This window comes from Mesorhizobium sp. CO1-1-11, from assembly GCF_020164995.1.
Classification (GTDB): domain Bacteria; phylum Pseudomonadota; class Alphaproteobacteria; order Rhizobiales; family Rhizobiaceae; genus Mesorhizobium; species Mesorhizobium australicum.
This window is the reverse complement of sequence record NZ_JAIUHE010000007.1, coordinates 209,911-236,518: the sequence shown is the minus strand read 5'-3', so window position 1 is coordinate 236,518 and position 26,608 is coordinate 209,911. Positions and strand designations below refer to the sequence as shown.

Here is a 26,608-nt window from a genome sequence, read left to right as displayed (position 1 = left end):
TCCCGGCTAGGCCGTGATGTCGATGACGCCACAGTCGCCGGCGGCGCTGCCGAAGGCGACGCGGCGTTCTTCCCTGTCCCACATCATGGCGGTGATGGCGCCCTTGCCCGGTCGCCGCAAAAGCACCTCCTTGGCGTCGGAAAAGCGCACGGCCATCACCATGCCGTCGTCGTAACCGACTGCGACGACGTCCTGGCTCGGATGGCAGGCGACCGCCGTCACCATGGCATTGCCGCGCGTGCCGAGTTCCAGCGGCGCCTTGCCCATCGGGCCGTCCTTGCCCGAAAACGGCCAGACGATCGCCGCCGGCGCGCCGGAACTGGCCAGCCACTTGCCTTTCACGCTCCATGACAGGCTTTTGACCTTGCCGGGATAGCCGCTCATGCGCATGTGCTTGCCGTCGGCCAGCTTCCAGCCATGCAGGGCGTTTTCCTGCATGGTGGTGACCAGAAAGGCGCCGTCCGGCGAGAAGGTGATGCCGGTGTGCGCGCCCGCCCATTCCAGCTCCACCGGCTTGCCCTCGGCGGCGGGGAAATGCAGCGTCGCGCCATTGTAACGGGCGACGCCGAAGCGCATGCCCTTGGGCGAGAAGGCCAGCCCCTCGACCGAGCGCGGATGGGCAAATTCCCGGGTCTTGCCATCGGCGAAGCGCACGAAGGCGGTCTTGCCCGTGGCATAGGCGATGGCTCCTTGCGGCCCGGCGGCAACGCTGGTGATCCATTTTTTTCCCGCGTTCGCCACCTCCTGGGTCTCGCCGCCGGCTTTCACGGCAAAAACCTTGCCGTCCTCGCCGCCGGTGATCAGCCGGTCGTTGGCCGCGTCATGGAAGGCGGCAAGCAGCCCGTCATTGGCCTGCACCGTCTTGTGGCCATTGTCGAGCCGATGGACAGCACCATCGGCCAGCGCGAAATGCGGCACGTCGCCGAGGAAGACGGCGGCGACGCAATGGCCTTCGAGATCAAGCGGGGCAACTGTGGGCATGGGTTATCTTTGTTCGACTGGATTAGAATTGTAGAGGCGGCTTACTCGACGTTTGCGGTTCCGACAACCATCGGGATTGGCAAGTGATGAAGGGGCAGGCGTCAAAGCAGCCCCTTGGCTCGTAGATCCGCAGCGAATGCTGCCAACGGCATCACCAGAGTCAAATCCGATCCTGTGAGACGCTCGGCGCCGTAGCTTGCATACCACTTTGCCGCCCGCTCGCTCTTAGCGTCGATGATGAGCAGAATGCCGCCCCCTTCTCCCGCAAGCCGCAGGCAGCGCAATGCCGCCGCGGCAAGCAACTGACCTCCGAGGCCTTGCCCGGCGACGGTGCGATCGGTGGCAAGACGGCCAAGCTTGAAGCCGGAAACTTCGTGTCGTGCCAAGCCTCTCGTCAGGGCTGCGGGAACGGCTTCATGAGCGACGGCGGACGGCGCGATCGTATAAAAACCGAGTACACGTTCCGAAGCTGTATCGCCGATCGCGCAGAAGGTCTTGGCCGCATTCTGATCATGACTCTGTCGCGCGAACCGCTGCAGAAATTCGTTCATCTGCAGGTCGCCACAATCGAAGGACGCTCGATCGTGGCGTTTTGCTATTGGCTCCTCGTGCCAGGACGGAAGAGTCACAAAGTGTCCGGCAAGGCCGCAATCGCCGCCTTGAGCCTGGCGTTGGGTTTTGGCGGGTGTTCCAGCAGGTCCAGGATGCGCTTAAAGTCGCGGTCGGACACCTTCGTCACTTCAGCCGCATCAATCACCGCCTGCGCCGCAGGCACGATCTTATCGAGGATGAAGTCTGCCATGTCTTTGTGCGAGAGCGCAGCGGCGCGCGCGATCATCGCCTTCTCCGAAGGGGGAATGCGGATTTGGTAGCGCTCGGTCTTGTTGTCCGCAGGTCTAGGCATGGTCATTCCTCATCGCGATACGTACACATGATATGTGTACGTATCGCACAATTCAAGCTTTGAATCGTGTGGCTGAACCTAGGCCTGGCAGGCGTCAAAGCTCTTCTTCAGCCGTTCAGCGTCGAGTTCGCGGCCGATGAACACCAGCCGGCTTTCGTGCTTTTCGCCGTCCTTCCAGGCGCGCTGGTGGTCGCCTTCGATGATCATGTGCACGCCCTGGATGACATAGCGCTCGTCATCGCCCTTGAGCGCGATGATGCCTTTCAGCCGCAGGATGTTGGGGCCTTCCATCTGGGTGACCTTCTCGATCCACGGGAAGAATTTCTTCGGGTCCATCTCGCCGCCGCGCAGCGACACCGACTGCACCGTCACGTCATGGATGTCGGACGGATGAGCGTGATGGTGGTGGTCGTGCCCATCGTGGTCGTGATGATCATGATCATGATCGTGGTGATCGTGTTCATCATGCGCTTCGAGGAAATGCGGATCGTTCTCCAGCGCCCTGGACAGGTCGAAGGCGCCACGGTCGAGCACTTCCGACAGGGCGACGCCGGCGCGCGTCGTGCGGTGAATTTTGGCGGCCGGGTTGATGGCGCGGATCGTCGCCTCGACCTTGGCGAGTTCTTCCGGGGTGACGAGGTCGGTCTTGTTGAGCACGACGACGTCGGCGAAGGCGATCTGGTCCTCGGCTTCCTTGGAATCCTTGAGCCTGAGCGGCAGGTGCTTGGCGTCGACCAGGGCCACCACGGCATCGAGCTTGGTCTTGGAGCGCACGTCGTCATCCATGAAGAAGGTCTGCGCCACCGGCACAGGATCGGCGAGACCGGTGGTCTCGACGACGATGGCGTCGAAGCGGCCGGGCCGCCGCATCAGGCCCTCGACGACGCGGATCAGGTCGCCGCGCACCGTGCAGCAGACGCAGCCATTGTTCATCTCGTAGATCTCCTCGTCTGATTCCACGATCAGGTCGTTGTCGATGCCGATCTCGCCGAATTCGTTGACGATGACGGCGTAGCGCCTGCCGTGGTTTTCCGACAGGATGCGGTTGAGCAGCGTCGTCTTGCCGGCGCCGAGATAGCCGGTGAGGACGGTTACGGGGATCTGTGTCTGCGCTTCGCTCATGGCTTGCCTCGAAATGACTAGGCCCTGAAATTCAGGCCGCGAAAAGGGATTGTCGGTTCCATATAGGATGTGCGCCGGGCTTTTGCACGGGGCAAACCATGGGCCAAAGCTGCCGACCGGGATTGTCCCGGCATCATGGCCGCGGAAGCGGCCGCCGTCCCCGGCGACGGAATGATTAACGGGCCTCTTGCCAGGGCTGTCCGGTCGTCGGATCGCATTCACGCACTGGTCGCTCCGAATTCCCTTCACCCGAAACTCGTTTGTCATCTAACTGAAATAAACATCTGGCATCACCACGGCGGACACCGCGAATGCTTGCCGGCAAAGCTGTTTCGGATGCCGGAATCTTTTTCGATCGTCGATTGCCAACCGGCCGGCTGCGTCTATGCTGTGCGCACCGGTACGGCCGAAGAGGGATGACCATGGCCAAGGCGGACAAGACTGCAACGATGAGCCGGCTGCATTCAGCGGCAAGGCTGGCAAGGACCGCGCTGGCGGCACGGCTCCTGGCGCATGGCTTTTACGCCGGCCAGGACCAGATCATGCTGGCGCTGGACCGTGAGGACGGCCAGACGCCGGGCAATCTCGCCGGGCGTCTTGGCGTGCGTCCGCCGACCATCACCAAGACCATCAACCGGCTGCAGGCACAGGGTTTTCTGGAGAAACGCGCGTCGGACTCCGATGCCCGCCAGGCCCATATCTTCCTCACCGATACCGGCCGTGAAACCATCCGCGCCATTGAGAAGTCGGTGAAGAAGACCGAAAAGCAGGCGCTTAAGGGTCTCGACAAGAAGGACCAGAAGGCTCTGTTCAAGCTGCTCGCCCGCATCGAGGCCAACCTCTCCAACGAGGAGTTGGTGCTGATCGATGACGACGCCGAGTCGGATGACTGATCTCTCCGGCCGTCAGGCTGCCGCGGTATTTCCGTGGATCAAGGACGACCAACGGCCCGGCGTCATGCCGAACGCTTTCTTGAATTGCCTGTTGAAGTGGCTCTGGTCGCTGAAGCCGGCCTCGATCGCGATCTGTGCCAAGGGCACGCCGGCGGCGATCATCCTGCGCGCGCGCTGAAGCCGGCGCATTACCAGGAAACGATGCGGGCTGGTCGAGAAGGCCGCGCGGAAATGTCTCGACAGGGCATAGCGGTCGAGACCCGTGACGGCTTCCAACTCACCCGAACGCACGGGCCGGTCGAGGTTTTCCGTGAGATACTCACCCGCCAGTGTCGCCGCCCGCCACGCCGTCCCGGCTATTGGCTTTGCCGGCTTGCCGGCATGCCGGTTCAGACTTTGCATCAGTCGCGCCAGGAAGTCGTCGACGAACAGCTCGTCGAGTTCCTGCTCCAACGGCCCGAGCGCCGACAGCAGGGTCGCGCAGAAGGCCTCGTCCGTCACCACGCCGTCCCTGACGAAGGGCAGCGCCGTGCCGCCGAGACAGTCGAGCATCAGTGACGGCTCAAGATAGAGCATCCTGTAGCGCAGGCCTTCTTCCGTGCCGGCGCCGCCATCGTGCAACTCGTCCGGATGCAGCACGATGACCTGGCCGGGCAGGCTCAGCCGTGCCGCGCCGCGATAGCGGAAGGTCTGCACGCCGCGCAGCGTCACCCCGATCGCGTAGGTGTCGTGGCGATGCGGATCGAAGGCGCTGCCGTGAAACCGCGCCTCGATGCGCTCCATCCCCGCGGGGTCGCGAGCGGAGATGATGCAGTTTTCAGCGGCATCGGCGCACAAACGTCCAAGACCCTCGAAGGCCTGACGGTCTAGATCGAACGACATCGTCTCCTTCAGCCTCGCTACACAGGGCCTAACCTTGAAATGGCTCACTTTCCCATGTTCGATACGAAATTTGCAATCGTGCTGCGGCAAGACCTGGCCGTCTGGCAGAAACTTAACGTCACCGCCTTCCTGACCAGCGGCATTGTCGCGCAATTCCCCGACATCATCGGCGGGCCCTATCGCGACCGCGCCGGCAATCTCTACAATCCCATGTCGATCCAGCCGGTCATCGTGCTCTCGGCCGACCAGGCAACGATGAGTGCGATCCATCGGCGTGCGCTGGAACGCGGCGTCACCACCTCGCTCTATGTCGAGGAGATGTTCTCGACCGGCTTCGATGCCGCCAACCGCGCCGTCTTTGCCGAGTTCGCGCCCGAAGATGCCAAGGTGGTCGGCATAGCGCTGCGTGCCGAGAAGAAGGTGGTCGACAAGATAACCAAGGGCGCCCGCATGCATACGTAGCGCCCGAAGGCTAAGCCTGACGCCGACTGTTGTTGTACCAGCGAGCTTAGGCGCGGCTGCGGGCGACAATTGGCTTGCCGGCAAGCCGCAATTCCCGCAAAGGTGGGGTTCCAGCCCAGCTTTTCCCCGGCCTGCACGTGAATCCTTCCCAAAGACATGTCGAAAGCGCGACGCCGCCGGTGGCGATCCTGTGCATGCTGACCACCTATGTCTTCTTCACCTTCCTCGACACCAGCAGCAAATATCTCGTCCTGGCCGGCGTCTCCGTCCTGATCGTCGCCTGGGTGCGCTTTGCCGTGCATGTCGTGCTGGTTGGAGCGCTGCTGCGTGGCTGGCGCGAACCGAGGCGATTTCGGCCGGTCAACCTGCCGGCGCATGTCATGCGCGGCGCGTTCCTGTTCGGCTCGACCATGTTCAATGTCCTGGCGCTGCGCTCCCTGCAACTGGCCGAGACGACCTCCATCTATTTCTTCGGGCCGATGGTGATCACCGCCCTTGCCGGGCCGCTGCTCGGCGAATGGGCCGGATGGCGGCGCTGGCTGGCTATCCTGGCCGCTTTCGCCGGGGTCCTGATCATCACGCGGCCCGGTGTCGGCGTTTTCGGCATCGGACATCTCTTCGCGCTCGGCTCGATGCTGTCGAACTGCTTCTATGTCATCATGACGCGCCGCATGTCGGCGACCGAGACTCCGGAGAGCCTGATCTTGTTCTCGGCGTTGGCGCCGACGGTCCTGCTGCTGCCCTTGCTGCCGTTTTCATTTTCCCTGCCGCATGATGGCTGGCACTGGTCCGTGCTGCTCATGCTTGGCGTGTTCGGCGGTGTCGGCCACTGGTTGCTGGTCCAGGCCTATCGGCTGGCGACGACCACAGCGCTCGCGCCATATCCCTATTCGCAAATGGTGTGGATGATCATTTCGGGCTGGCTTGTCTTCAAGCAGTTCCCCGACCGCTGGACGCTGGTCGGCGCCGCCATCATCGTCGCCAGCGGCCTCTACATCGTCCATCGCGAACATCGGCTCAGGCTGCGCAGCCGTGCGGCCTCGGATGTCGAGGCCGAGGCGCTGGCAAAAAAACTTTGATTTGGCCCGGATCGATGGCATAAGGCCGCCCTTAAACAGTTTAAAAAAACGACGGGGAGCGAAAGGCTGGCACAGAAGATCAAGCTGTCGACGATCGCGGATGCGCTCGGCGTGTCCACGGCCACCGTATCCTTGGCACTGCGCGACAGCCCGCTGGTTGCCGGCTCGACGCGCGACCGCATTAAGGAACATGCGCGCGCCATCGGCTATATCTACAACCGCCGCGCCGCCAGCCTGCGCACCTCGCGCTCGGGCATTGTCGGTGTCGTCGTCCACGACATCATGAACCCGTTCTTCGCCGAGATTCTGCGCTCGATCGAGAGTGAGCTCGACCGCAGCCGGCAGACCTTCATCCTGTCCAATCACTACGATCAGCTCGAAAAACAGCGCACCTTCATCGATACATTGCTGCAGCTCGGCGCCGATGGCGTCATCATGTCGCCGGCTATCGGCACGCCGGCGTCCGATATCGTCATGGCCGAGGAGAATGGGCTGCCGGCGGTGCTGATCGCACGCACCGTCGAGGGCGCCGACGTACCGGTGTTTCGCGGCGACGATGCCTATGGCACGGGCCTCGCCACCAACCATCTGATCTCGCTCGGCCACAAGCGCATCGCCATGATCGGCGGCACCGACCAGACCTCGACCGGCCGCGATCGCTACCAAGGCTATGTGAACGCCATGGAGGCAGCCGGACTCGACGTCAGGCCGTCCTGGCGCATATCAGGCCCGCGCACCAAGCAGGCCGGTTTCGAGGCCGCCGGGCAGTTTCTGGCGCTGAAGGACAGGCCGACCGCGGCCTGCTGCTGGAACGACCTCGTCGCCATCGGCCTGATGAACGGCATTGCGCGTGCCGGCCTTGTGCCGGGCGTCGACATCTCCGTCACCGGCTATGATGACCTCGAAGAGGCGGCGATAGCCACGCCGGCGCTGACCACCGTCTGGAACGGCCAGCGCGAGGTCGGCCGCCGCGCCGCCAGTGCGCTGCTCGACAAGCTCAACGGGCAGACGGTGCGGCCCTCGCAGGAATTGATCAAGCCGGAACTGCATGTGCGCCAGTCGACCGGCAAGCCGGTGGAGCGTGCATGACCAAGGCCGAACAATTGGGAGCCGTTGCCATTCTGGTGCCGGCCGATTTCAGCGACCACGCCGTCGCGCGTATCGACCGGACGTTCAATCGCATCGGCATCGAGCGCGCCGATCCCGCGCTGGTCACCGACGAGATGCGCCGCGCGGTGCGTGGCATCGCATCCTTTGCCGGCATCAGTGCGGCGATGATCGATGCGTTGCCGAAGCTCGAACTCATAGCCTCGTTCGGCGTCGGCTACGATTCGGTCGATGTCGGCCATGCGGCGGCGAAGAACATCATGGTCACCAACACGCCCGACGTGCTGACCGAAGAGGTCGCCGACACCGCGATCGGGCTGCTGATCAACACGGTGCGCGATCTGCCGCGTGCCGAAACCTGGCTGCGTGACGGCAGCTGGGCGAAGAAGGGCAACTATCCGCTGAGCCGGCTGACCTTGCGCGCGCGCCGCGTCGGTATTTTCGGCATGGGCCGCATCGGACAGGCCATTGCACGGCGGCTGGAGGCCTTCGGCCTGCCGATCGCCTATCACAACCGGCGCCGGGTCGAAGGCCTGTCCTACCAATACCATGACACGCTGAAGGGCTTGGCCGAGGAAGTCGACACGCTGATTTCGGTGGCGCCCGGCGGTGCTTCGACACAGAAAGCGGTCAATGCCGCGATCCTGTCGGCGCTCGGCGCGAACGGCGTCTTCGTCAACATCGGCCGCGGCAGTACCGTCGACGAGGCGGCCCTTGCGGCCGCTCTCGCCGACGGCACCATCGCCGCGGCCGGGCTCGATGTCTTCGCCGACGAGCCGAATGTCCCCAAAGCGTTGCTCGACTTACCAAACGCCTCTCTGTTGCCGCATGTCGGCTCGGCCTCGGAGCATACACGCCGCGCCATGGCCGATCTGTGCGTCGACAATATGGTGTCGTGGTTCAGCGACCGCAGGCCGCTGACACCAGTGCCCGAGACGGCGCATGTGAAGGCTCGCCCTTGAGCGGTGGCACTGCCACACTTATTAACGTCCGCTTAACCCTTTGAAATCAGTCTTCATCCTGTGTGCTGGATGAGGAATGATGAAAACGCTTTTCGCATTGATCGGTGCCGCCGCGCTGTTTGGCGGCGTTCAGCTGTTTCATGACGGCAGCGGGGAAAGCGCTGCCAATGAGGCCACGCCTTCCAATGCCTACAGACTGATTGCCAATGGCGACGAAGGCGCATGCGCGGTCACGCGCGGCGCCTCGGTCTCGGATGGCCTGTCGCTGCTGACGGTGGCGCCGAATTGCCGACGGCTCCTGCCGGGCCTCGAGCGGGCTAAATTCTGGCGCGAGCAAAACGACGGAACCGTTGCCTTCAGCGCCAACGGCATCGATCCGATCGTCACCTTTGCCGTGGCTGATGGCGATGGCTACGAATCCTACGCGCCGGCCCAGCCGTTGCTGTCGCTGGCATCAGACGGTGGCCTGAAACCTGGAAACTGACTACTCCGCCGCCGCCCGCGCGCCGGCTTTCGCGGCGGCATGCAGGCGCACCGCATCGCCGAAAGCGCGAAAAATCTTGGCGGAATTGCTGTCCGACTTGACCCAGTATTCGGGATGCCACTGGACGCCGACGGCGAAGGCGCGGGCGCCCTTGACCGAAACCGCTTCGACCGTGCCGTCGGTGGCGACAGCCTCGATCTCGAGCTTCGATCCCAGCCGGTCAATCGCCTGGCGATGCAAGGAATTGACCTTGATGTCGCCGGCGCCGAACACGCCGGCCAGGCAACTGCCTGCCTTGATCGAAATGGTCTGGTGAATGGCGAAGCGCTCATCCTGTTTGTCGCTCACCGCCGCACGGTGGTCCAGCGACCCCTCGCGTTCCTGGATCTCGGTGCCCAGTGTGCCGCCGAGCGCCACGTTCAATTCCTGGATGCCGCGGCAGATGGCAAGCAGCGGCACGCCACGCTCGATAGCCTTGCGGATCAGCGGCAGCGTCGTGGAGTCGCGCCCGGTGTCATAGGGGCCGTTCGCTTCGCTGGCATCGCCGCCATAGAGCGAGGGGTCGACGTTGGATTTCGAGCCCGTCAACATGACGCCGTCGACCGACGACAGAAGTTCGTCGAAGTCCAGCCGGTCGCCGAACGATGGCACGAGCAGTGGGAAAACGCCGGCACCTACGATTGCTGCTTCCAGATATTGTTGGGGGGCGGCATGCCAGGTGTAGTTGTCGAACTGACGGACGTCGGTCGATATGGCGACGAGCGGCTGCTGCATTTTGGGTCTGTCTTCCATCTGGCAAGGGATGTCCTGCCTTTAAATAAGCGATCCCCCGGCATTTTTCCAGCCAAGTCTCAGCGTGTCGCATGGGCCACGAAACCGCCTGTTAGACTATAGTTGCAGGGTCGCATGGCTTCGCAATCAAATCCGGCCGCCGTGCTGGACTCGACTCCTTGCCCGTGTATTGTTTCGAGCGAACCGATGCGGGAGCCGAGGATTTCCCGAACGTCGGTTTGTTGGTCCAAAAGGGAGGAACTGCATGGATCGTCGTTCATTTATCCGCAAGGCCGGCGTCACCGGCGTCGGCGCAGCCGCGGCGGCGGCCACGCTCGCCGCACCGGCAATCGCCCAGTCCAACCCCAAGGTGACATGGCGATTGGCGTCGTCCTTCCCGAAGTCGCTCGACACCATCTATGGCGGGGCCGAAGTGTTCTCCAAGATGCTGTCGGAAGCCACCGACGGCAATTTCCAGATCCAGGTCTTTGCCGCGGGCGAGCTTGTTCCCGGCCTGCAGGCCGCCGATGCCACCACGGCCGGCACGGTCGAGGCCTGCCACACGGTGGCATATTATTACTGGGGCAAGGACCCGACATGGGCGCTGGGTGCGGCGGTGCCCTTTTCGCTCAACGCGCGCGGCATGAATGCATGGCACTACCATGGCGGCGGCATCGATCTGTTCAATGAGTTTCTCGCCACGCAAGGTCTGTTCGGCCTGCCGGGCGGCAACACCGGCGTGCAGATGGGCGGCTGGTTCCGCAAGGAGATCAACACCGTCGCCGACCTCTCCGGCCTCAAGATGCGCATTGGCGGCTTTGCCGGCAAAGTGGTGCAGAAGCTCGGCGTCGTGCCGCAGCAGATCGCCGGCGGCGACATCTACCCGGCGCTGGAAAAGGGCACCATCGACGCCGCCGAATGGGTCGGCCCCTATGACGACGAGAAGCTCGGCTTCTACAAGGTCGCGCCCTATTATTACTACCCCGGCTGGTGGGAAGGCGGCCCGACCGTCCACCTGATGTTCAACAAGACGAAATACGACGAGCTTTCTCCGACCTACAAGTCGCTGCTGCGCACGTGCGCCCAGGCCGCGGACGCCAACATGCTGCAGAAATATGACTATGTGAACCCTCCGGCGGTGAAGCGGCTGGTGGCCGGCGGCGCCAAACTGCGCCCATTCAGCCAGGAGATCATGGCCGCCTGCTTCGAGAAGGCCAACGAGGTCTACGCCGAAATGGAAGCCTCGAACGCGCCGTTCAAGAAGATCTGGGAATCGATCAAGGGCTTCCGCAAGGAGCACTATCTCTGGGCCCAGGTGGCCGAATACAATTACGACACCTTCATGATGGTCCAGCAGCGCAACGGCAAGCTGTAGGCGATCGTACTTTGCTTTTCGAAAGCCTCGGGGCATTTTTGTTCCCCGGGGCTTTTCTTTGCTCGACGGCGACGGCAATCGCCAAATGCCGCGAAGCCTGAACCTCAGCCCATAGCTGGTACCACCAGCACCTTCACTTCACCCGGAGCCGGTGGATTGGCGATCACCCCTGGCGCCTCTTCGAGCGTGACTTGCCTGGAGATCAGCCGATTGATCTCGATCACGCCCGACGCGATAAGCTCGGCGGCGCGGCGATGCGTGTAGGGATTGAGGAATGAGCCCACTACCTTGAGTTCGCGGAACAACAGGTCGAAGGGCTCGAATTCCACCTTCATGCCTTGCGGCGTCACGCCGACGATAACGACGGTGCCGCCCGCCCTTGCCAGCCGCATCGACTGCTCGACGGTCTCGCGCACACCGGCGCATTCGAACACCACGTCGGCGCCACCAGGCATCAGTCCGGCCGGACCGGCGATGGCCTCGATCACATCGGTGGCGGCGGGATCGACCGTCGCCGTCGCACCGAGTTCGCTGGCAAGCGCGCGCCGCGAGGCTTGCCGTGTCGACAGGATGATGGTGGTCGCCCCGGCCAGCCGCGCCAGTTGCACGGTAAGCAGGCCGATGACGCCGCCGCCGAGCACGACCACCGAGCTGCCTGGCTTGATCTCGGCAAGGTCGACGCCGTGCAGGCAGCAGCCGAGCGGCTCGCAGAAAGCACCATGAGTTGGCTTCAGATCGGCGGGAAGGACAAAGGCCTGTTTCTGCGGAATCACCACATAGTCGGCAAAGCCGCCGTCGCGGTGGATGCCGATGGCGGTGAGATTGCCGCACAAATTGACGCGGCCGGCATGGCAATGGCCGCAGCGCCCGCAGGCGATGTTGGGGTCGCCGGTGACGCGGTCGCCGACGGCAAAGCCGGAGACGGCGGTGCCGATTGCCTCGACGATGCCGGAGAATTCGTGCCCGGGTGTCACTGGCGGCCTGCAGGGGAACTCGCCGTGGAAAAGATGCCGGTCGGTGCCGCAGACACCGCAGGCTTCGATCCGCACCAGGAGGTCGTCCGGGCCCGGGACCGGTTTGGCGATCTCGCGCAACGAGATGCTGCCCACTGCCTCCAACCGCACGGCTTTCATGGCATCGTTTCCATCAATTGAAGCTCGGAGGTTGCGACAGGTCCGGCGCGGGTGCAGCCGGCTTGGCCGGCGGCGCATCGCCGAAATTCGGGGGCTGCGACAGATCGGGCGTGCCGGGCGCCGTCGGTGCGGCGCCGCCATTGGCAGGCGCGCCGCCACCGTCCGGCGCGCCGAGCGGCGACAGGCTGGGCACCCCGGGCACCGTGTAGTCGATCGTGCCGGAATCGACGGCCGTGCCCTTGTAGCGCATCACCATTTGCGGGAAGGCGATGGTCAGGCCGATCATGATCACCTGGATACAGACGAATGGCACCGCGCCCCAATAGATCTGGCCCGTTGTCACCGGCGCGATCTGCTTGCCGGTCAGGCGATCGAGATAGGGCACGCGGGCAGCGACCGAGCGCAGGTAGAACAGCGCGAAGCCGAATGGCGGATGCATGAAGCTGGTCTGCATGTTGACGCCCAGGAGCACGCCGAACCAGATCAGGTCGATGCCGAGCTTGTCGGCCGCCGGCGCCAGCAGCGGCACGATGATGAAGGCCAGTTCGAAGAAATCGAGGAAGAAGGCGAGGAAGAAGACGAGCATGTTGACGCCGATCAGGAAACCGACTTCGCCGCCCGGCAGCGAGGTCAAGAGATGCTCGACCCAGATCTGGCCGTTGACGCCGTAGAAGGTCAGCGAGAACACCCGCGCGCCTATCAGGATGAACAGCACGAAGGACGACAGCCGCGTCGTCGAGGCCAGCGCCTGCTTGATCACGTCCATCGACAGCCGGCCCTTCATTGCCGCCATCGCCAGCGCACCGACCGCGCCCATCGCGCCGCCCTCGGTTGGGGTGGCGATGCCGAGAAAGATGGTGCCCAGCACCAGGAAGATCAGCGCCAGCGGCGGGATCAGCACGATCACGACCTGCTGCGCCAGCCGCGACATCATGTTGATGTTCAGGCTGCGGTCGAGGATCGCGACGATGTAGATGAAGATGACGCCGACCGTCGCGCCGAGAATATCGGCATTGTCGCCATGAGCGGGCACCAGGTAAGGGTAGGCGGCATAGGCGACCGCAATGGCCGCTATCAACGCGATCAGCAACGACACCACGCCATGGCCGAGCGTCCGCGCCTCGAGCGGCAGGGCCGGCATCGACTTTGGTCGGACGATCGACATGATCACGATGTAGAGCGTGTATAGGCCTGTCAGCACCAGGCCGGGGATCAGGGCGCCGGCATACATGTCGCCGACAGAGCGGCCGAGCTGGTCGGCGAGAACGATCAGCACCAGCGATGGCGGAATGATCTGGGCGAGCGTGCCCGACGCCGCGATGACGCCGGATGCCACCCGGCGGTCATAACCATAGCGCAGCATGATCGGCAGCGAGATCAGTCCCATGGCGATAACGGACGCCGCCACCACGCCTGTGGTCGCCGCCAGCAGTGCGCCGACGAAGATCACCGCGTAGGCGAGGCCGCCTCGGACGGGTCCGAACAACTGGCCGATCGTGTCGAGCAGGTCTTCGGCCATGCCCGATCGTTCGAGCACGATGCCCATGAAGGTGAAGAACGGGATCGCCAGCAGCGTGTCGTTCGACATCACCCGGCTGCCGTAGAAATTGTCCGGCAGCGCATAGAGCAGCGGCCATGCGAGATTGATCGCGCCGCCCGAATAGGGCGTCAGAAGCACGCCGATGAAGAAGAACATCAAGCCGTTGGCGGCGAGCGAAAAGGCGACGGGATAGCCGATCAGCATGAACAGGATCAGCGAGGCGAACATGATCGGCGCCATGTTCTGGGCGATGAACTCCATCACGAACGCACCTCTTCGGCGAGCGCCTTGGCTTCGAGTTCAGCCTGTTCGTGCACGGAAATGAATGGGTTGGGATCCTCAATGACGCCGCGCATGATGGCGATCTTCTTGATGATCTCGGAAATGCCCTGCAGCGCGAGCAGGAAAAAGCCGACCAGCAGGATCGCCTTGGCCGGCCACACGATCAGGCCGCCGGCGTTGGTCGACATCTCGCCGCTGTGAAACGACAGCGACACGTAGGGCACGAAATAGAACACCATCAGCGTCACGAACGGCATCAGGAAAAAGACGTGGCCGAAGAGGTCGATCCAGTGCTGCACGCGGCGTGAAAACAGGCCGTAGACGATATCGATGCGGATATGCTCGTTCTGTTTCAGCGTGTAGGCGGCGGCCAGCATGAAGGCGGCTCCGAACAGGTACCATTGCAGCTCCAGCCAGGCGTTGGACGAGGTGTCGAACACCTTGCGGATGACCGCGTTGGCCGCACTCACCAGGATCGCCAGCAGGATCAGCCAGGATACCGATTTGCCGATGAACTCGTTCATACGATCGATCGTTCTGGATAGAGCGAGAAGCCCTGCCATGCATTCCTCCCTGATGCGGTGACGCGCGATCGCCCCTTTCGTCGCGCCGCCTGGCCCAACCGTATGCAGTGCGTGGTCCGGTTGGTCAACAAGGGGAGGACGGATGCAGGCCATCGGCGCTCCCGGCACGGTGGAAAACCGCGCCCTGACGAAACGTCATGCAACCAAAGTCTGGCGGGATCAGACGACCTTGCCGGTGTCGCGGCCGGCGCCGATCAGGATCAGCATGGCAACCAGGAACAGATACATCCAGGCATCGCGCCATTCGGCCGGGAAATAGCCGGCCCACAGTGATTCGGCCATGCCGAAAGCGGCCGCGCCCAGCGCTGCCCTTGGCGGTGAGAGATAACCGCCGACCGCCGTCACGAACAGGATCTTCAGGCCGTAGACAAGGCCGGAACCGAAGCTGACATTGCCGTAGTAGAGGCTGGCCATGACCCCGGCTAGCGCGGCGCAGAAGCCGCCGAACAGCACGGCACGCCGGAACACGCCGCGCACGTCGACGCCGCATAGGGCGGCGGCCCTGGGGTCGTCGGAGACGGCGCGCCAGCACCGGCCGAAGTTTGAGCGGGCAAATGCCCAGGTGGCGAGGGCGACCGCCGCCACGACCACGGCGCAGTCGAGCACCTGGATCAGCGTCAGCGTCGCCTTGAATCCGGAGGCTTCGGCGAAAACGACGGGCTCGGCCAGCATCGGCGGCAGCCACAGATCATGTGTGTCGGCGGCGATGCGGCTTGCTTCCGACAGGACGAGCAGGATGCCGAGCGTCGTCACCACGATGGCGTTGGGCGAGCGGTCGGCCAACGGCTCGAAGACGCTGCGCGACAGGACATGGCTGATGAGCGCCGCATAGAGGAACGCCGCGAGGACGCCGAACAGCACCGAAGCCAGCAGCGTCAGCCACAGCACTTGGTAGCCGAAGGCGACGCTCAGGATCATTGCCTGGCCGCAAAAGGCAAACAGCGCCCCATAGGCGAGGTTGGTGCGGTGCAGAATGCCGTTGGTCAGCACATAGCCGAAGGCGAGCAACGCATAGAGCGCACCCGAATGCAGCCCGTTCAGCACCTGCTGGAAGAAGTAAAGCATGCTCGACAACACCAGAAGCATCCCGCCCAAGAGGGAATAGGACAAGCGCGGAGCGGACAAAGGCGACGATACCCTGCGCATCCGAGGTTTGCATCGCCGAATCTAACTTGTCAAACGCGATTTATCGGTTAGATTTCCGGAAATGACAGTTGCCTGGACTCCTCACCGCTTCACCGGCGGCCTGCTCGCGCTCGACACGGCGAACACCGTCGTGCTGCGCGGCGATCCGGAGCGCACATTCGACCGCTTCGACGATCCGGCCGAAATCGCCCGCTTCGCCGACGCGGCCAGCGGCTTTCGCGCCGCCGAGCTTGGCGACAGGCGGCTGGCGGTGTCCTCGCCGGCGGCAATCGCGCCCGTCGTGCTGGCGATCCGCGAGACGACCGATAGGCTGTTTCGAGGCGCGGTGTCGAAAGGCGCGGTCGCCACCGCCGATCTGCCCGAATTCCTGCGGTCCTGCGCCGACGGCCTGGCCGCCAGCGGAACCGAGATCGGGGCGCAGGGACGGCCGTTCGGCGATCCGGCGACGCCGATCGCCTTCGAGGCGGCACTGGCGGTTTCGGCGCTTTCCCTGCTGCGTGACGACACCGTCGCGAGGCTCAGGATCTGTCCCAATTGCACCTGGCTGTTCGTCGACAGAAGCCGCAATTCCAGCCGCCTTTGGTGCGACATGGCGGTGTGCGGCAACAGGCAGAAGGCAAGCCGTCACTATCGCCGCCGCATGGCCGCCAATGAGGTCAGGAATGCCTAGAATTCTTTCCCGCTCGACGCTTGTTGGCGCGGCGCTGATTGCGGCGATGACGCTTGGCGCTTGCCGGGATACCGGCGGTGAAGGCAAGCTGTTCGAAGTTTCCGGCAAGATATTCGTCTTCAATTACCGCCTCGCCAGGGCGACCTATGTCGTGACGCTGAGGCCCTTGCGGCCGATGGGCGAGGGTCAGGTGGCGGTTGCCAGCTTCCAGAACCCCGCCGGTGGTGATCCCTTCGTGGTCGAGCAGAAGATCTGGCCGAAGCTCGACAAGGTGAGCCTGGAAAGCCCGGCGCTGACTTGCGTCGTCAAGAACAAGCCCTATGCCATCGCCATCAGCATCAAGGGCGCCGATGGCGCGGTCCTGCAGGAGATCGACACCACGCTGATGTCTACGGAAGACCAGTCCATCCTGCCCGATCGGCCGCTGGTCATCGACCAACTCTACACGGCCAATCCCGACCTCGTCGGCCATCCCGACGGCAAGCTGCCGGGCGAGCCGAAGCCGGACTGCTCGAAAGCCGGCTGACACCTTCCGACGGCCTTGATTTCGGCTGAATTTTCGTGTGCCATCGCGCTGTCGGCGCACCGTTTCATGCGTGGTCCAGCGCCCGCCGAGCTGCTTGTCGCGCGTTGGCCGGTCCTTTCGATTTTGTTTGACCTGCCTTGCAAGGGAAGAAAGGATGCGTCATCCGATCCCGACGTTGGCTGCTGCCCCGCGCGGCCTTCGCAGAGGAAATGCCTGATGACGCTGCACGATGTCGCGCTCGACGACAAGTTCGATCTTGGAAAGGAGCGCATCTTCCTGTCCGGCGCGCAGGCGGTCATCCGCATGCTCCTGATGCAGCGCGAGCGCGACCGCCGCGCCGGCCTGAACACGGCAGGCTTCGTCTCCGGCTATCGCGGGTCGCCGCTCGGTGGCCTCGACATGCAGCTGTGGAAGGCGAAAAAGCAGCTCGCCGGGGCCGACATCGTTTTCCAGCCCGGCCTCAACGAAGAACTGGCCGCCACCGCCTGCTGGGGCTCGCAGCAGACGGAACTGCTGGGCGAGGGCACCCATGATGGCGTGTTTTCGGTCTGGTACGGCAAGGGGCCGGGCGTCGATCGTTCGGGCGACGTGTTCCGCCACGCCAATCTCGCCGGCTCGTCCAGACATGGCGGCGTCCTTGCGCTCATGGGCGACGACCACATGGCCGAATCCTCGACCAATGCGCACGCCACGGAATTCCTCTTCGTCGACACCATGGTGCCGATCCTCAACCCGGCCGGTGTCCAGGAGATCATCGACTATGGCCTGTACGGCTTTGCCATGTCGCGCTTCGCCGGCACCTGGGCGGCGATCAAATGCGTCAAGGACAACATCGAATCGACGGCTTCGGTCGATGCCTCGCTCGAACGGTTGAACATCGTCGTCCCGGATTTCGACATGCCGCCGGGCGGCCTCAACATCCGCCACGAGATCGACATGCTCGGCCAGGAAGAACGGCTGCATGAGCACAAGCGTGCCGCCGCCTCCGCCTTCATTCATGCCAATGGGCTGAACAGGATCGTCTATTCGGGCGGCCGCAATCCGAAACTCGGCATCGTCACGCTGGGCAAGAGCTATCTCGATGTCCGCCAGGCGCTGGAGGATATCGGCATCGACGAGCAGGCCGCCAACCGCATCGGCGTGCGGCTGTTCAAGGTCGGCTGCCCCTGGCCGCTCGACCTGCAGCACATCGCCGACTTCGCGCGCGGTCTCGACACCATCGTCGTCGTCGAGGAGAAACGCTCGCTGATCGAGGTGCAACTGCGCGAAAGCCTTTATGGCACGGCCTCGCAGCCGGTCATCGTCGGCAAGAAGGACGAGCGCGGCGACTGGCTATTTCCGGCCAAGGGGGCGCTCGACCCCAACGAGATCGCCATTGCGCTCGGCGAGAGAATCCTGAGGACCATCGGCCCGTCCGAAGAGATTTCGGCAAGGGTAGCCAAGCTACGCCAGTTCCAGGCGATGCTGGCCGATGCCACCGACATCGGCTCGCGCACACCTTTCTTCTGTTCGGGCTGTCCGCACAATTCCTCGACCAAGGTGCCGGACGGCTCGATCGCCGCCGCCGGCATCGGCTGTCACTTCATGGCGCTTTGGATGGATCGCAACACAGTTGGCTTTACCGCCATGGGCGGCGAGGGGGCGCAATGGGTCGGCCAGGCGCCGTTCTCCAGGCGCGACCACATCTTCCAGAATCTCGGCGACGGCACCTACAACCATTCCGGCACGCTGGCGATCCGCTTCGCCCTGTCGAGCGGGGCCAACATCACCTACAAGATCCTCTACAACGACGCCGTCGCCATGACTGGGGGCCAGCCGCATGAGGGCGGGCTGACGGTGGACATGATCGCCAGGCAGGTGCGGGCAGAGGGCGTCGACCGCATCGCCATCGTCACCGACGAACCCGACAAATATGCCGGGAAGGCCGAATTCCCGGCCGGCGCCACTATCCACCACCGCGACGACCTTGACCTCGTCCAGCGCGAGCTGCGCGACGTCAAGGGCGTATCGATCCTGCTCTACGACCAGACCTGCGCCGCCGAAAAGCGCCGTCGTCGCAAGCGCGGCACCTTTCCCGATCCCGACAAGCGCGTCTTCATCAACGAACTGGTCTGCGAAGGCTGCGGCGATTGCGGCGTGCAATCGAACTGCGTCTCGATCCAGCCGGTCGAGACCGAATTCGGCCGCAAGCGCAAGATCGACCAGTCGAGCTGCAACAAGGATTTCTCCTGCGTCAACGGCTTCTGCCCGTCCTTCGTCACCGTGCACGGTGCCAAGATCCGCAAGGCCGAGGGCCTGGCCGGTAGGGCCGACCCGCTTGAAGGCGTGCCGATGCCAGCCGAATTCCCGCTCGGCGTCGAGGGCTGGGCGGCGATCATCGACGGCGTCGGCGGCACCGGCGTCGTCACCGTCGGTGCCGTGCTCGGCATGGCGGCGCATCTGGAGGACAAGGGCTGCGGCATGATCGACATGGCCGGCCTGGCCCAGAAGGGTGGCTCGGTGTTCACCCATGTCCGCATCGCCCGCACACCGGAGGACATCAATGCCATCCGCGTTTCGGCGGGGAAGGCCGACCTCGTGCTCGGCTGCGATCTGGTCGTGTCGGGCGCCAAGAAGGTGCTGACGGCGGTGCGCGAGGGGCATACGATATTCCTCGCCAACACCGCCGAGATCATGCCGGGCGAATTTGCCCGATCGGCCGATTTCTCGCTGCCGATCGAGCGCCTGAAGAAGGCGATCCGCTCAGCGGCCGGTGACGACAAGGCGCATTTCTTCGACGCCACCCGCACCGCCACAGCCCTGTTCGGCAATTCGCTGGGCGCCAACATGTTCATGCTCGGCTTTGCCTTCCAGTACGGCGGTCTGCCGCTCTCGGCCGAAGCCGTCGAAAAGGCCATTGAATTGAATGGCGAAGCGGTGGCGATGAACATCGCTGCTTTCCGCTGGGGCCGCCGCGCCGCGCATCAGCCGGATTTCGTGCGCAGCCTCATCGCCCAGCCCGGCCCGACGATCGCCGGGAAGGCTGCTCCGGCCGCCGAGACACTGGACGATATCATCGCCCGCCGTGTTGCCTTCCTCACGGCCTATCAGAACGCTGCTTACGCTAAGCGCTACGCCGACAGGATATCGACGCTGCGAGGGTCAGAAACGAAGGCCGTGCCGGGTTCGACCGCCGTGACCGAGGCCGCCGCCAAAAGCCTGTTCAAGCTGATGGCGATCAAGGACGAATACGAGGTTGCGCGGCTTTATACCGACGGCTCCTTCGCCGCCGCGCTTGGCAAGCAGTTCCAGAGCTACGAGAAACTTGAATTCCATCTCGCCCCGCCGATCATGGGACGTCGCGGCAATGACGGCAAACCCAGGAAATCGAGCTTCGGCCCTTGGATGATGAAAGGCTTTCGCCTGCTGGCCGCGATGAAGGGCCTGCGCGGCACGGCCTTCGACCTGTTCGGCTACACCGCCGAGCGGCGCATGGAGCGGCAATTGCTGGCGCAGTACGAGGCCGATCTACAGCTCGTGGCCAGTTCGCTGGCGCCGGGCAAGATCGAGGCCGCGGTAGCCCTGGTCTCGGTCCCGGCGCTGATCCGCGGCTATGGCCATGTCCGGCAGGCAAGCGCCGAAAAGGCGGCGGGCGAGCGCTCCAGACTGCTCCAGCGACTGACCCAAATCATGCCGGTACCGGTTCTCAGTGCCGCTGAGTGATTTCTCACCCATGCCCGAAGCCTGCTGCAAGGCTCCTCTTGCCGAGGCGGGCCGACCGAAGCCGTAGCTTAAGCCCCTCTGTCTAAGCCTTTCTTAAGGCGGTTGTGGCATGACAAGGCTTAGCGTTGGGCCGATCATATGGGCAAAACAAAGACCGAAAGCATCCCCGCGGATGTCTATATCCAATTTGTGCGGTCGTTGTTCGACAACGCGCACATGTTGGTGATCGGTGGCGCGTGCTACTGGATCCTCGGATTCATGATTTATCTGCGCACGCAAAATCCGTTGTTTCTGGCCTTTTCTTTTATTCTACTGCCGATCAGCCTTCTGCGTTATTTCGGTATTCGCAGCTTCCTGAAGACGGGGGGCGTGATTGCCGACGTCGAACACGCACACCGATTGGAGCGCAGTTACATCCTCAAGGGCTGCTTGCAGGGCCTCGGATTGGGTGCGCTGTGCTTCGTGTCGATCTATGTGTATCCCGACCCATTCGCCGAACTGGCGGCAATGTCGCTGACCCTGGCGACCCTGGTCACGGTTGTCGCCCGTAATTACGGGTCTCCGCGCATGGTGCGGATTTTTTCTGTAACCTTCATCGGTCCGGCGGCGCTAGCGCTCCTGCTGCGTCTGGATGCCCCGTCCGTCGTCCTTGGTCTGATGATCTTCCCGATGACGTTCATTACCATCAACAGCGCCGACCATGTTCGCAATGTGCTGTTTTCGGCGGTCATCGGCCACAAGCAGGCGAAAAGCATAACGCGCAAGTTCGACCGCGCGCTCAACACCATGTCGCACGGCCTGGTCATGCTCGGCCCTGATGGGCGCGTCGCGGTCGCCAATGCCGAGGCCGCCCACCTGATGTCGCTGAAATCGGCCGACGCGCTGCTCGGGCGCTCCATCCACGGGCTTCTGATGCGCGGCGTCGCCGGCGGCATGCTGGCGCCGAAGGACTGCCGCTACGTCGAGGCGCAGCTGACGCGCGCGCTGCGCGAGGGCAGGGACCGCAAGGTGCTTGTTTCGCTCGCCAACGGCCAGCATTACGAATTCTCCGCGCGTGAAGGCAGCCAGGAACTCGGCGTGATCACCTTCGAGGATGTCACGGCGCGCGTCGAAGCGGAGGAAAAGATCCGCTTCATGGCGCGCTACGACAATCTCACCGGCCTTCCCAACCGCGCCTATTTCCACGAACTGGTCGGCGAGCTGATGGCCTCCGGCGACCGGGATCGCCTGTGCGGCCTCGCCGTGATCGACCTCGACGATTTCAAGAGCGTCAATGACACGCTCGGCCATCCCGTCGGCGACGGGCTGATCTACGCCGTGGCCGACCGGCTGGCGGCCATCGCCGGGCAAGGCCTTACCGTCAGCCGCTTCGGTGGCGACGAGTTCATGCTGTTCTTCGACCGCATCGATGACGAAAGCCATCTGGAGAGCCTGCTCGACCAGATTTTCGCCGAGCTGCAGGGAGAGGTCGACGTGGCGGGCCACGGGTTGCGGATCCAGGCCAGCGCCGGCGCGGTACTGTCCAAGGTCGGCGGAACCGATGTCGACGCCATGATCGTCAAGGCGGACCTGGCGCTCTACAAGGCCAAGGAACTCGGCAAGAACGGGTGGCGGCTGTTCGAGGCGGCAATGGATGCCGCATTCCGCAATCGCCAGCTGATGAAGGCGGATCTGCGCAGCGCCGTGGAAGGCAGGGAACTGCGGGTCGTCTACCAGCCCATCGTGGCGATGAACACCATGCGCATCGCCAGCTGCGAGGCGCTCTGCCGTTGGGACCATCCCGATCTCGGACCGATTTCTCCCGGCATCTTCATTCCCCTGGCCGAGGAGATGGGCATCATTTCCGAGATCAGCACCTTTGTGCTGCATGCAGCTTGCACCGAATGCGCCAAATGGCCTGACCAGACCAGCGTCTCGGTCAATCTCTCGGCCAGGGATTTCCGCAGCCGCGACGTCATCCAAAAGGTGCGCGATGCGTTGGCTAACTCCGGCCTCGATGCTAGCCGCCTGGAGATCGAAGTCACGGAAACCGCGCTGCTCGACGACAAATCCCTGACCCGCCAGTATATCGAGGAACTGAAGCAGCTTGGCGTCCGCATCGCCCTCGACGATTTCGGCACCGGCTATTCAAGCCTGAGCTATCTCCACAAGCTTCCGCTCGACAAGATCAAGATCGACCGGTCGTTCGTGATGGACGTCACCCACAATCCGCGCTCGCTCGAGCTGTTGAAGGGCGTCGTCGACCTGACCCGTGTCCTGGGGCTCACCGTCACCATCGAAGGCGTGGAAACATTCGAGCAGCTTAAGGTCCTCATGCATTCGGTGAAGCCGGATCTTGTCCAAGGCTTCCTGTTCGGCGCGGCGCTCAGCGCGTCGGGCATCGAGACGATGTCGAACGTCACCTGGCCGTTTGCCGCGGATCTGCGTCTCGCCGCCAAGCGCACAGTCGGCTAGCTTTCGTCGCAAATTCTGCCAATCGAAGTTGATAAAGCGCGTGCTTGGGTCGTGCGGTTGGTGCGAACCAGAATACTTTTATCGGCGGCGAACAAATCCAACCAAGACGCGCAGTAGTTTTGGCCGATTTTGAAGAAGCGAAAAGGTTTGACCGGATCGGCGCATCTGTCAAAGCGGAACGCTCCAGTGCTTTTCACGCCCGAGTTTGCAGCGCCTTTCATAGGAATGAAGGCTTGGATTAGAACGTCCAGGCTGCCCCTTCAGCAACCACTCCGCAGCCATAGATCTCCAGCTGTTAAGGTTAACAAGTGGTAAACCAGTGGGATCCAATTTTCGGCTTGTGTCTCATTTCAACTCGAATAGCCTGTTCACGGCGGATACGAGGACTTGAGAATGGATGCTGCGAGAAACGATGCGCGGGCTGGCGCCAGCTCCAATGCTGGGTCGGCGCTGAACCAGTCGATCATGCAATTGCTGGAGCATGTCGACTACCGTCTCATCACTGGAGGCGAGGATCTGGAGGCGATCTACCGCCTTCGCTATCAATCCTACCTGCAATCGGGCATGTGCGGCCCGATCGCCAGCGGGATGTTCGAGGATCGCTGGGACAATCTGCCGAATTCCTATCGGTTCGGCGTCTATTTCGATGGACACCTGGTCAGCACGTTACGGCTTCACTACATTTCCAGAAAGCACCCTCATTCGCCGTCCGTCGATGCCTATCCGGAAATATTGGCCGAGCGGCTTGCCCGCGGAGAGACGTTCATCGACGGGACTCGTTTCGCAACCGATCCCGACAGTGCGCCCGCGCCCGGAGTTCTGCCTTTTCTGACGCTCAGGCTTGGCATGGTGGCCGCTTCTTACTTTGGGCTTACCGCAGTGCTAACGCCGGTCAAGATCGAGCACTCCGCTTACTATGCTCGTATCTTTCATGCCGTTCAGAGGACAGAGGGCAAGGTGTTCCCGGGGGTCCTTGCGCCGATCGCTCTGTTCGAAATCCCGTGCGGCGAAAACTTGCGCCAGACACTCGAACGGTTCCCGTTCTTTAAGTCGACAGCCGTGGAACAGCGGATGATGTTCGCCAATCCGGCCATCAACCGGCTGACGCCGCTGTCCATAGTGCCGACGGCGAAATACTACCGCGATGCTGCCTGAACGGGCGTCGTCCTTGCATCTGAACCTTCCCGCGGCTTCGCCGTTATAGGTAGCGGAAGGAATACGGTCATGACCATCCACTCGCTCGCGCTCACACCGCTTATCTCGCTGATCGCCGGCGTGCTGATCCTGATCATGCCGCGGCTCCTGAACTACATCGTCGCGCTCTATCTGATTGTCGTTGGGCTGCTCGGGCTTTTTCCTCACCTTGCTGGCTGAGACGCTGGGCAGGGCTCGCGCAAAAGCCATCCCCGCGGGCATCGGCCGCCAGTTTCAATTTTCCCTTGAGGGAGTTGTCGGCTGCGATGCGGCAATAGCGCCATTGCCCTGCGCCCAGCTTTTCGGTATGTGCCTGAAAGATGTCTTCGAAGGGGTATTCCTATGGCTGAGCACACGCCGAGCGGTCCTGTAGAACTGGGCGCGAAGATGGACTATGCCGAGCATGACCGCACCTATGCGGGCTTCCTGGCGCTGGCCAAATATGGCTCGCTCTTCTGCGGCGCGCTTCTCCTGGCGATGGCTTTCGGCTTCTTCGCGGGCGGCTTCTTCTCTGCGCTGATCCTGTTCGTGCTTATTCTGGCAGTCGGCGCCTTCATTCTGCGATAGACCTTCCAAAACGCTCTTGCGGTTGACGTCGCCGGATATCCCGGTCGACACTTCGCGCAGACAGGTTCCGGCCGAAAGGATCATGCGGTGGGACAGACGGTTTTCATCCCTCGTGAGCTCGACGCGAACGAGCCGCGTGTCGCGGCTTCGCCCGATACGGTGAAGCGGCTGACGGCCCTGGGTTTCGACGTGATCGTCGAAGCCGGAGCCGGCACCCGCTCGCGTATCCCCGACGAAGAGTTTGCCAAGACGGGTGCTGTCATCGGCAAGGCCTCGGATGTCGCCAATGCCGATGTCGTGCTGAAGGTTCGCCGGCCAACGGATGCCGAGCTGAAGAGTTACAAATCCGGCGCCGCGGTGATCGCCATCATGGATCCCTACGGCAACGATGCGGCTGTCGCGGCCTTGGCCAAAGCCGGCGTCACCGCCTTCTCGATGGAGTTCATGCCGCGCATCACCCGCGCGCAATCGATGGACGTCCTGTCCAGCCAGGCCAATCTTGCCGGCTACCAGGCGGTGATCGACGGAGCCGCCGAATACGACCGGGCGCTGCCGATGATGATGACGGCGGCTGGCACGGTGCCGGCGGCCAAGGTCTTCATCATGGGCGTCGGCGTTGCCGGCCTGCAGGCGATCGCCACCGCGCGCCGTCTCGGCGCCGTCGTCACCGCCACCGACGTTCGGCCCGCCGCCAAGGAACAAGTCGCCTCGCTCGGCGCGAAGTTCCTCGCAGTCGAGGACGAGGAGTTCAAGGCCGCCGAGACGGCCGGCGGCTACGCCAAGGAAATGTCGAAGGAGTACCAGGCCAAGCAGGCGGCGCTGACCGCCGAACACATCGCCAAGCAGGACATCGTCATCACGACGGCGCTGATCCCCGGCCGGCCGGCGCCGAAGCTGGTGTCGGCGGCGATGGTCGCCTCGATGAAGCCGGGCTCGGTGATCATCGACCTCGCCGTCGAGCGTGGCGGCAATGTCGAGGGCGCCGAGGCCGGCAAGATCGTCACCACGGTCAACAATGTGAAGATCGTCGGTCATCTCAACGTGCCAGGTCGCATCGCGGCATCCGCCTCGCTGCTTTATGCTAGGAACCTGTTCGCCTTCGTCGAGACGCTCGTCGACAAGACGACCAAGACGCTTGCCATTAATCGCGACGACGATCTGGTCAAGGCAACCATGCTGACCGACGGCGGCAAGGTCGTTCATCCGGCCTTCGCCAAGGCCGACCAGCAGCCTTATGTCGAGCCGGCCGCGATCCCGGCCACGACCATGGTCGCCGATGCCACGGCCGCGCCCAGGAAGGCCGCGCCCGGGAAGACCGCCGCATCCAAGTCACCCTCGCCGAAGCCGAAAGGGACCGCGTGATGGACCAGACCTTGCAGAAAGCCTTGGATCAGCTCGACCAGGCAAGCGCTGCCGTTCGGCTCGCGGTGCAGAACCTGGCCAATGCCCCAGGCGGTGCAGAGGCGGCCGGTGATGCCGCGCATGCGCTCTCGGGCGGGGCCATCGATCCCTTCGTCTTCCGTTTCGCCATCTTCATCCTGGCGATCTTCGTCGGCTATTACGTCGTCTGGTCGGTGACCCCGGCACTGCACACGCCGCTGATGGCCGTCACCAACGCCATCTCGTCGGTCATTGTCGTCGGTGCGCTGCTCGCCGTCGGCATCGCGGCCTCCGGCGTCGCCGCCGGCTTCGGTTTCGTCGCGCTGATGCTGGTCTCGGTCAACATCTTCGGCGGCTTTCTCGTCACCCAGCGCATGCTGGCCATGTACAAGAAGAAGGACAAGTGAC

The 26,608-nt window shown here is 63.4% G+C and carries 27 protein-coding genes; 17 read left to right on the top strand and 10 right to left on the bottom strand.

Annotation, left to right across the window (positions count from 1 at the left end; translation table 11 throughout):
• Nucleotides 1-6 precede the first annotated feature (6 nt).
• The 4 genes from LB554_RS10575 to LB554_RS10560 form a co-directional block, all read right to left on the bottom strand.
• Nucleotides 7-981, bottom strand: a complete 975-nt coding sequence (locus LB554_RS10575) for a WD40 repeat domain-containing protein (protein ID WP_140723408.1) — start codon at nt 979-981, stop codon at nt 7-9.
• A 101-nt stretch (nt 982-1,082) separates the two neighbouring features.
• Nucleotides 1,083-1,610, bottom strand: coding sequence for a hypothetical protein (locus LB554_RS10570; protein ID WP_015314301.1), 528 nt, complete (start codon nt 1,608-1,610; stop codon nt 1,083-1,085).
• Nucleotides 1,607-1,885: a DUF1778 domain-containing protein gene (locus LB554_RS10565; protein WP_015314300.1), complete on the bottom strand. Its 279-nt coding sequence runs from the start codon at nt 1,883-1,885 to the stop codon at nt 1,607-1,609. Before LB554_RS10565 ends, LB554_RS10570 begins: the two co-directional genes overlap by 4 nt.
• A 78-nt stretch (nt 1,886-1,963) precedes the next feature.
• On the bottom strand, nt 1,964-3,007 hold the full coding sequence (locus LB554_RS10560; RefSeq protein ID WP_015314299.1) for a CobW family GTP-binding protein: 1,044 nt from the start codon (nt 3,005-3,007) through the stop codon (nt 1,964-1,966).
• 135 nt (nt 3,008-3,142) lie between these two features.
• On the opposite strand from LB554_RS10560, the gene LB554_RS10555 reads away from it, so the two are divergent.
• Together LB554_RS10555 and LB554_RS10550 are read left to right on the top strand one after the other, a co-directional pair.
• Nucleotides 3,143-3,427, top strand: a complete 285-nt coding sequence (locus LB554_RS10555) for a hypothetical protein (protein WP_224584405.1) — start codon at nt 3,143-3,145, stop codon at nt 3,425-3,427.
• 2 nt (nt 3,428-3,429) lie between these two features.
• On the top strand, nt 3,430-3,900 hold the full coding sequence (locus LB554_RS10550; protein ID WP_015314298.1) for a MarR family winged helix-turn-helix transcriptional regulator: 471 nt from the start codon (nt 3,430-3,432) through the stop codon (nt 3,898-3,900).
• A 12-nt stretch (nt 3,901-3,912) separates the two neighbouring features.
• Here LB554_RS10550 and LB554_RS10545 read toward each other — a convergent pair whose 3' ends face one another.
• Nucleotides 3,913-4,782, bottom strand: coding sequence for an AraC family transcriptional regulator (locus LB554_RS10545; protein WP_224584404.1), 870 nt, complete (start codon nt 4,780-4,782; stop codon nt 3,913-3,915).
• A 54-nt stretch (nt 4,783-4,836) separates the two neighbouring features.
• Between LB554_RS10545 and LB554_RS10540 the strand changes: the two genes are divergently transcribed.
• The 5 genes from LB554_RS10540 to LB554_RS10520 all read left to right on the top strand — a co-directional run bounded on the left by LB554_RS10540 (nt 4,837) and on the right by LB554_RS10520 (nt 8,876).
• Entirely contained in the window at nt 4,837-5,244 is a 408-nt protein-coding gene (locus LB554_RS10540) for a DUF2000 family protein (protein WP_224584403.1), read from the top strand.
• Nucleotides 5,245-5,381: 137 nt separating this feature from the next.
• Nucleotides 5,382-6,323, top strand: coding sequence for a DMT family transporter (locus LB554_RS10535; RefSeq protein WP_015314295.1), 942 nt, complete (start codon nt 5,382-5,384; stop codon nt 6,321-6,323).
• Between the two features lie 66 nt (nt 6,324-6,389).
• Nucleotides 6,390-7,412 (top strand): LacI family DNA-binding transcriptional regulator, encoded by a 1,023-nt coding sequence (locus LB554_RS10530; RefSeq protein WP_140788605.1) that lies wholly within the window; start codon nt 6,390-6,392, stop codon nt 7,410-7,412.
• Nucleotides 7,409-8,392, top strand: a complete 984-nt coding sequence (locus LB554_RS10525; protein WP_224584402.1) for a 2-hydroxyacid dehydrogenase — start codon at nt 7,409-7,411, stop codon at nt 8,390-8,392. The genes LB554_RS10530 and LB554_RS10525 overlap by 4 nt, the downstream gene beginning before the upstream one ends.
• A 79-nt stretch (nt 8,393-8,471) precedes the next feature.
• Nucleotides 8,472-8,876, top strand: coding sequence for a hypothetical protein (locus LB554_RS10520; protein WP_224584401.1), 405 nt, complete (start codon nt 8,472-8,474; stop codon nt 8,874-8,876).
• On the opposite strand, the gene LB554_RS10515 is transcribed toward LB554_RS10520, so the two are convergent.
• Entirely contained in the window at nt 8,877-9,668 is a 792-nt protein-coding gene (locus tag LB554_RS10515; RefSeq protein WP_224584400.1) for a gamma-glutamyl-gamma-aminobutyrate hydrolase family protein, read from the bottom strand.
• Nucleotides 9,669-9,912: 244 nt separating this feature from the next.
• On the opposite strand from LB554_RS10515, the gene LB554_RS10510 reads away from it, so the two are divergent.
• Entirely contained in the window at nt 9,913-11,022 is a 1,110-nt protein-coding gene (locus LB554_RS10510) for a TRAP transporter substrate-binding protein (protein WP_224584399.1), read from the top strand.
• A 104-nt stretch (nt 11,023-11,126) separates the two neighbouring features.
• On the opposite strand, the gene LB554_RS10505 is transcribed toward LB554_RS10510, so the two are convergent.
• From LB554_RS10505 to LB554_RS10490, 4 genes are all read right to left on the bottom strand, one after another.
• A complete protein-coding gene (locus tag LB554_RS10505) occupies nt 11,127-12,155 on the bottom strand; it encodes a zinc-dependent alcohol dehydrogenase family protein (protein WP_224584398.1) in 1,029 nt (342 codons plus the stop codon).
• A 13-nt stretch (nt 12,156-12,168) separates the two neighbouring features.
• Nucleotides 12,169-13,956: a TRAP transporter large permease subunit gene (locus LB554_RS10500; RefSeq protein ID WP_224584446.1), complete on the bottom strand. Its 1,788-nt coding sequence runs from the start codon at nt 13,954-13,956 to the stop codon at nt 12,169-12,171.
• Nucleotides 13,956-14,540: a TRAP transporter small permease subunit gene (locus LB554_RS10495; RefSeq protein WP_015314287.1), complete on the bottom strand. Its 585-nt coding sequence runs from the start codon at nt 14,538-14,540 to the stop codon at nt 13,956-13,958. Before LB554_RS10495 ends, LB554_RS10500 begins: the two co-directional genes overlap by 1 nt.
• A gap of 180 nt (nt 14,541-14,720) precedes the next feature.
• On the bottom strand, nt 14,721-15,626 hold the full coding sequence (locus LB554_RS10490; RefSeq protein ID WP_140660062.1) for a branched-chain amino acid ABC transporter permease: 906 nt from the start codon (nt 15,624-15,626) through the stop codon (nt 14,721-14,723).
• A gap of 142 nt (nt 15,627-15,768) precedes the next feature.
• Here LB554_RS10490 and LB554_RS10485 point away from each other — a divergent pair, with 142 nt between their 5' ends.
• The 9 genes from LB554_RS10485 to LB554_RS10445 all read left to right on the top strand — a co-directional run bounded on the left by LB554_RS10485 (nt 15,769) and on the right by LB554_RS10445 (nt 26,607).
• Nucleotides 15,769-16,377: a CGNR zinc finger domain-containing protein gene (locus tag LB554_RS10485; protein ID WP_224584396.1), complete on the top strand. Its 609-nt coding sequence runs from the start codon at nt 15,769-15,771 to the stop codon at nt 16,375-16,377.
• Complete coding sequence (locus LB554_RS10480) at nt 16,370-16,903, top strand: hypothetical protein (RefSeq protein WP_224584394.1); 534 nt, start codon at nt 16,370-16,372, stop codon at nt 16,901-16,903. Before LB554_RS10485 ends, LB554_RS10480 begins: the two co-directional genes overlap by 8 nt.
• Before the next feature lie 216 nt (nt 16,904-17,119).
• Nucleotides 17,120-20,605 (top strand): indolepyruvate ferredoxin oxidoreductase family protein, encoded by a 3,486-nt coding sequence (locus LB554_RS10475; protein WP_224584392.1) that lies wholly within the window; start codon nt 17,120-17,122, stop codon nt 20,603-20,605.
• A gap of 138 nt (nt 20,606-20,743) precedes the next feature.
• On the top strand, nt 20,744-23,059 hold the full coding sequence (locus LB554_RS10470) for a putative bifunctional diguanylate cyclase/phosphodiesterase (RefSeq protein WP_015314282.1): 2,316 nt from the start codon (nt 20,744-20,746) through the stop codon (nt 23,057-23,059).
• Between the two features lie 465 nt (nt 23,060-23,524).
• Entirely contained in the window at nt 23,525-24,214 is a 690-nt protein-coding gene (locus LB554_RS10465; protein ID WP_224584390.1) for an N-acyl amino acid synthase FeeM domain-containing protein, read from the top strand.
• A gap of 69 nt (nt 24,215-24,283) precedes the next feature.
• Nucleotides 24,284-24,433 carry a DUF3096 domain-containing protein gene (locus LB554_RS10460; RefSeq protein WP_015314280.1) on the top strand — a complete coding sequence of 50 codons (150 nt, stop codon included), beginning with the start codon at nt 24,284-24,286 and terminating at the stop codon, nt 24,431-24,433.
• 162 nt (nt 24,434-24,595) lie between these two features.
• Nucleotides 24,596-24,820, top strand: coding sequence for an aa3-type cytochrome c oxidase subunit IV (locus LB554_RS10455; protein WP_015314279.1), 225 nt, complete (start codon nt 24,596-24,598; stop codon nt 24,818-24,820).
• 87 nt (nt 24,821-24,907) lie between these two features.
• Nucleotides 24,908-26,182: a Re/Si-specific NAD(P)(+) transhydrogenase subunit alpha gene (locus tag LB554_RS10450; protein WP_140723378.1), complete on the top strand. Its 1,275-nt coding sequence runs from the start codon at nt 24,908-24,910 to the stop codon at nt 26,180-26,182.
• Nucleotides 26,182-26,607: an NAD(P) transhydrogenase subunit alpha gene (locus LB554_RS10445; protein WP_015314277.1), complete on the top strand. Its 426-nt coding sequence runs from the start codon at nt 26,182-26,184 to the stop codon at nt 26,605-26,607. The genes LB554_RS10450 and LB554_RS10445 overlap by 1 nt, the downstream gene beginning before the upstream one ends.
• Nucleotide 26,608 lies beyond the last annotated feature (1 nt).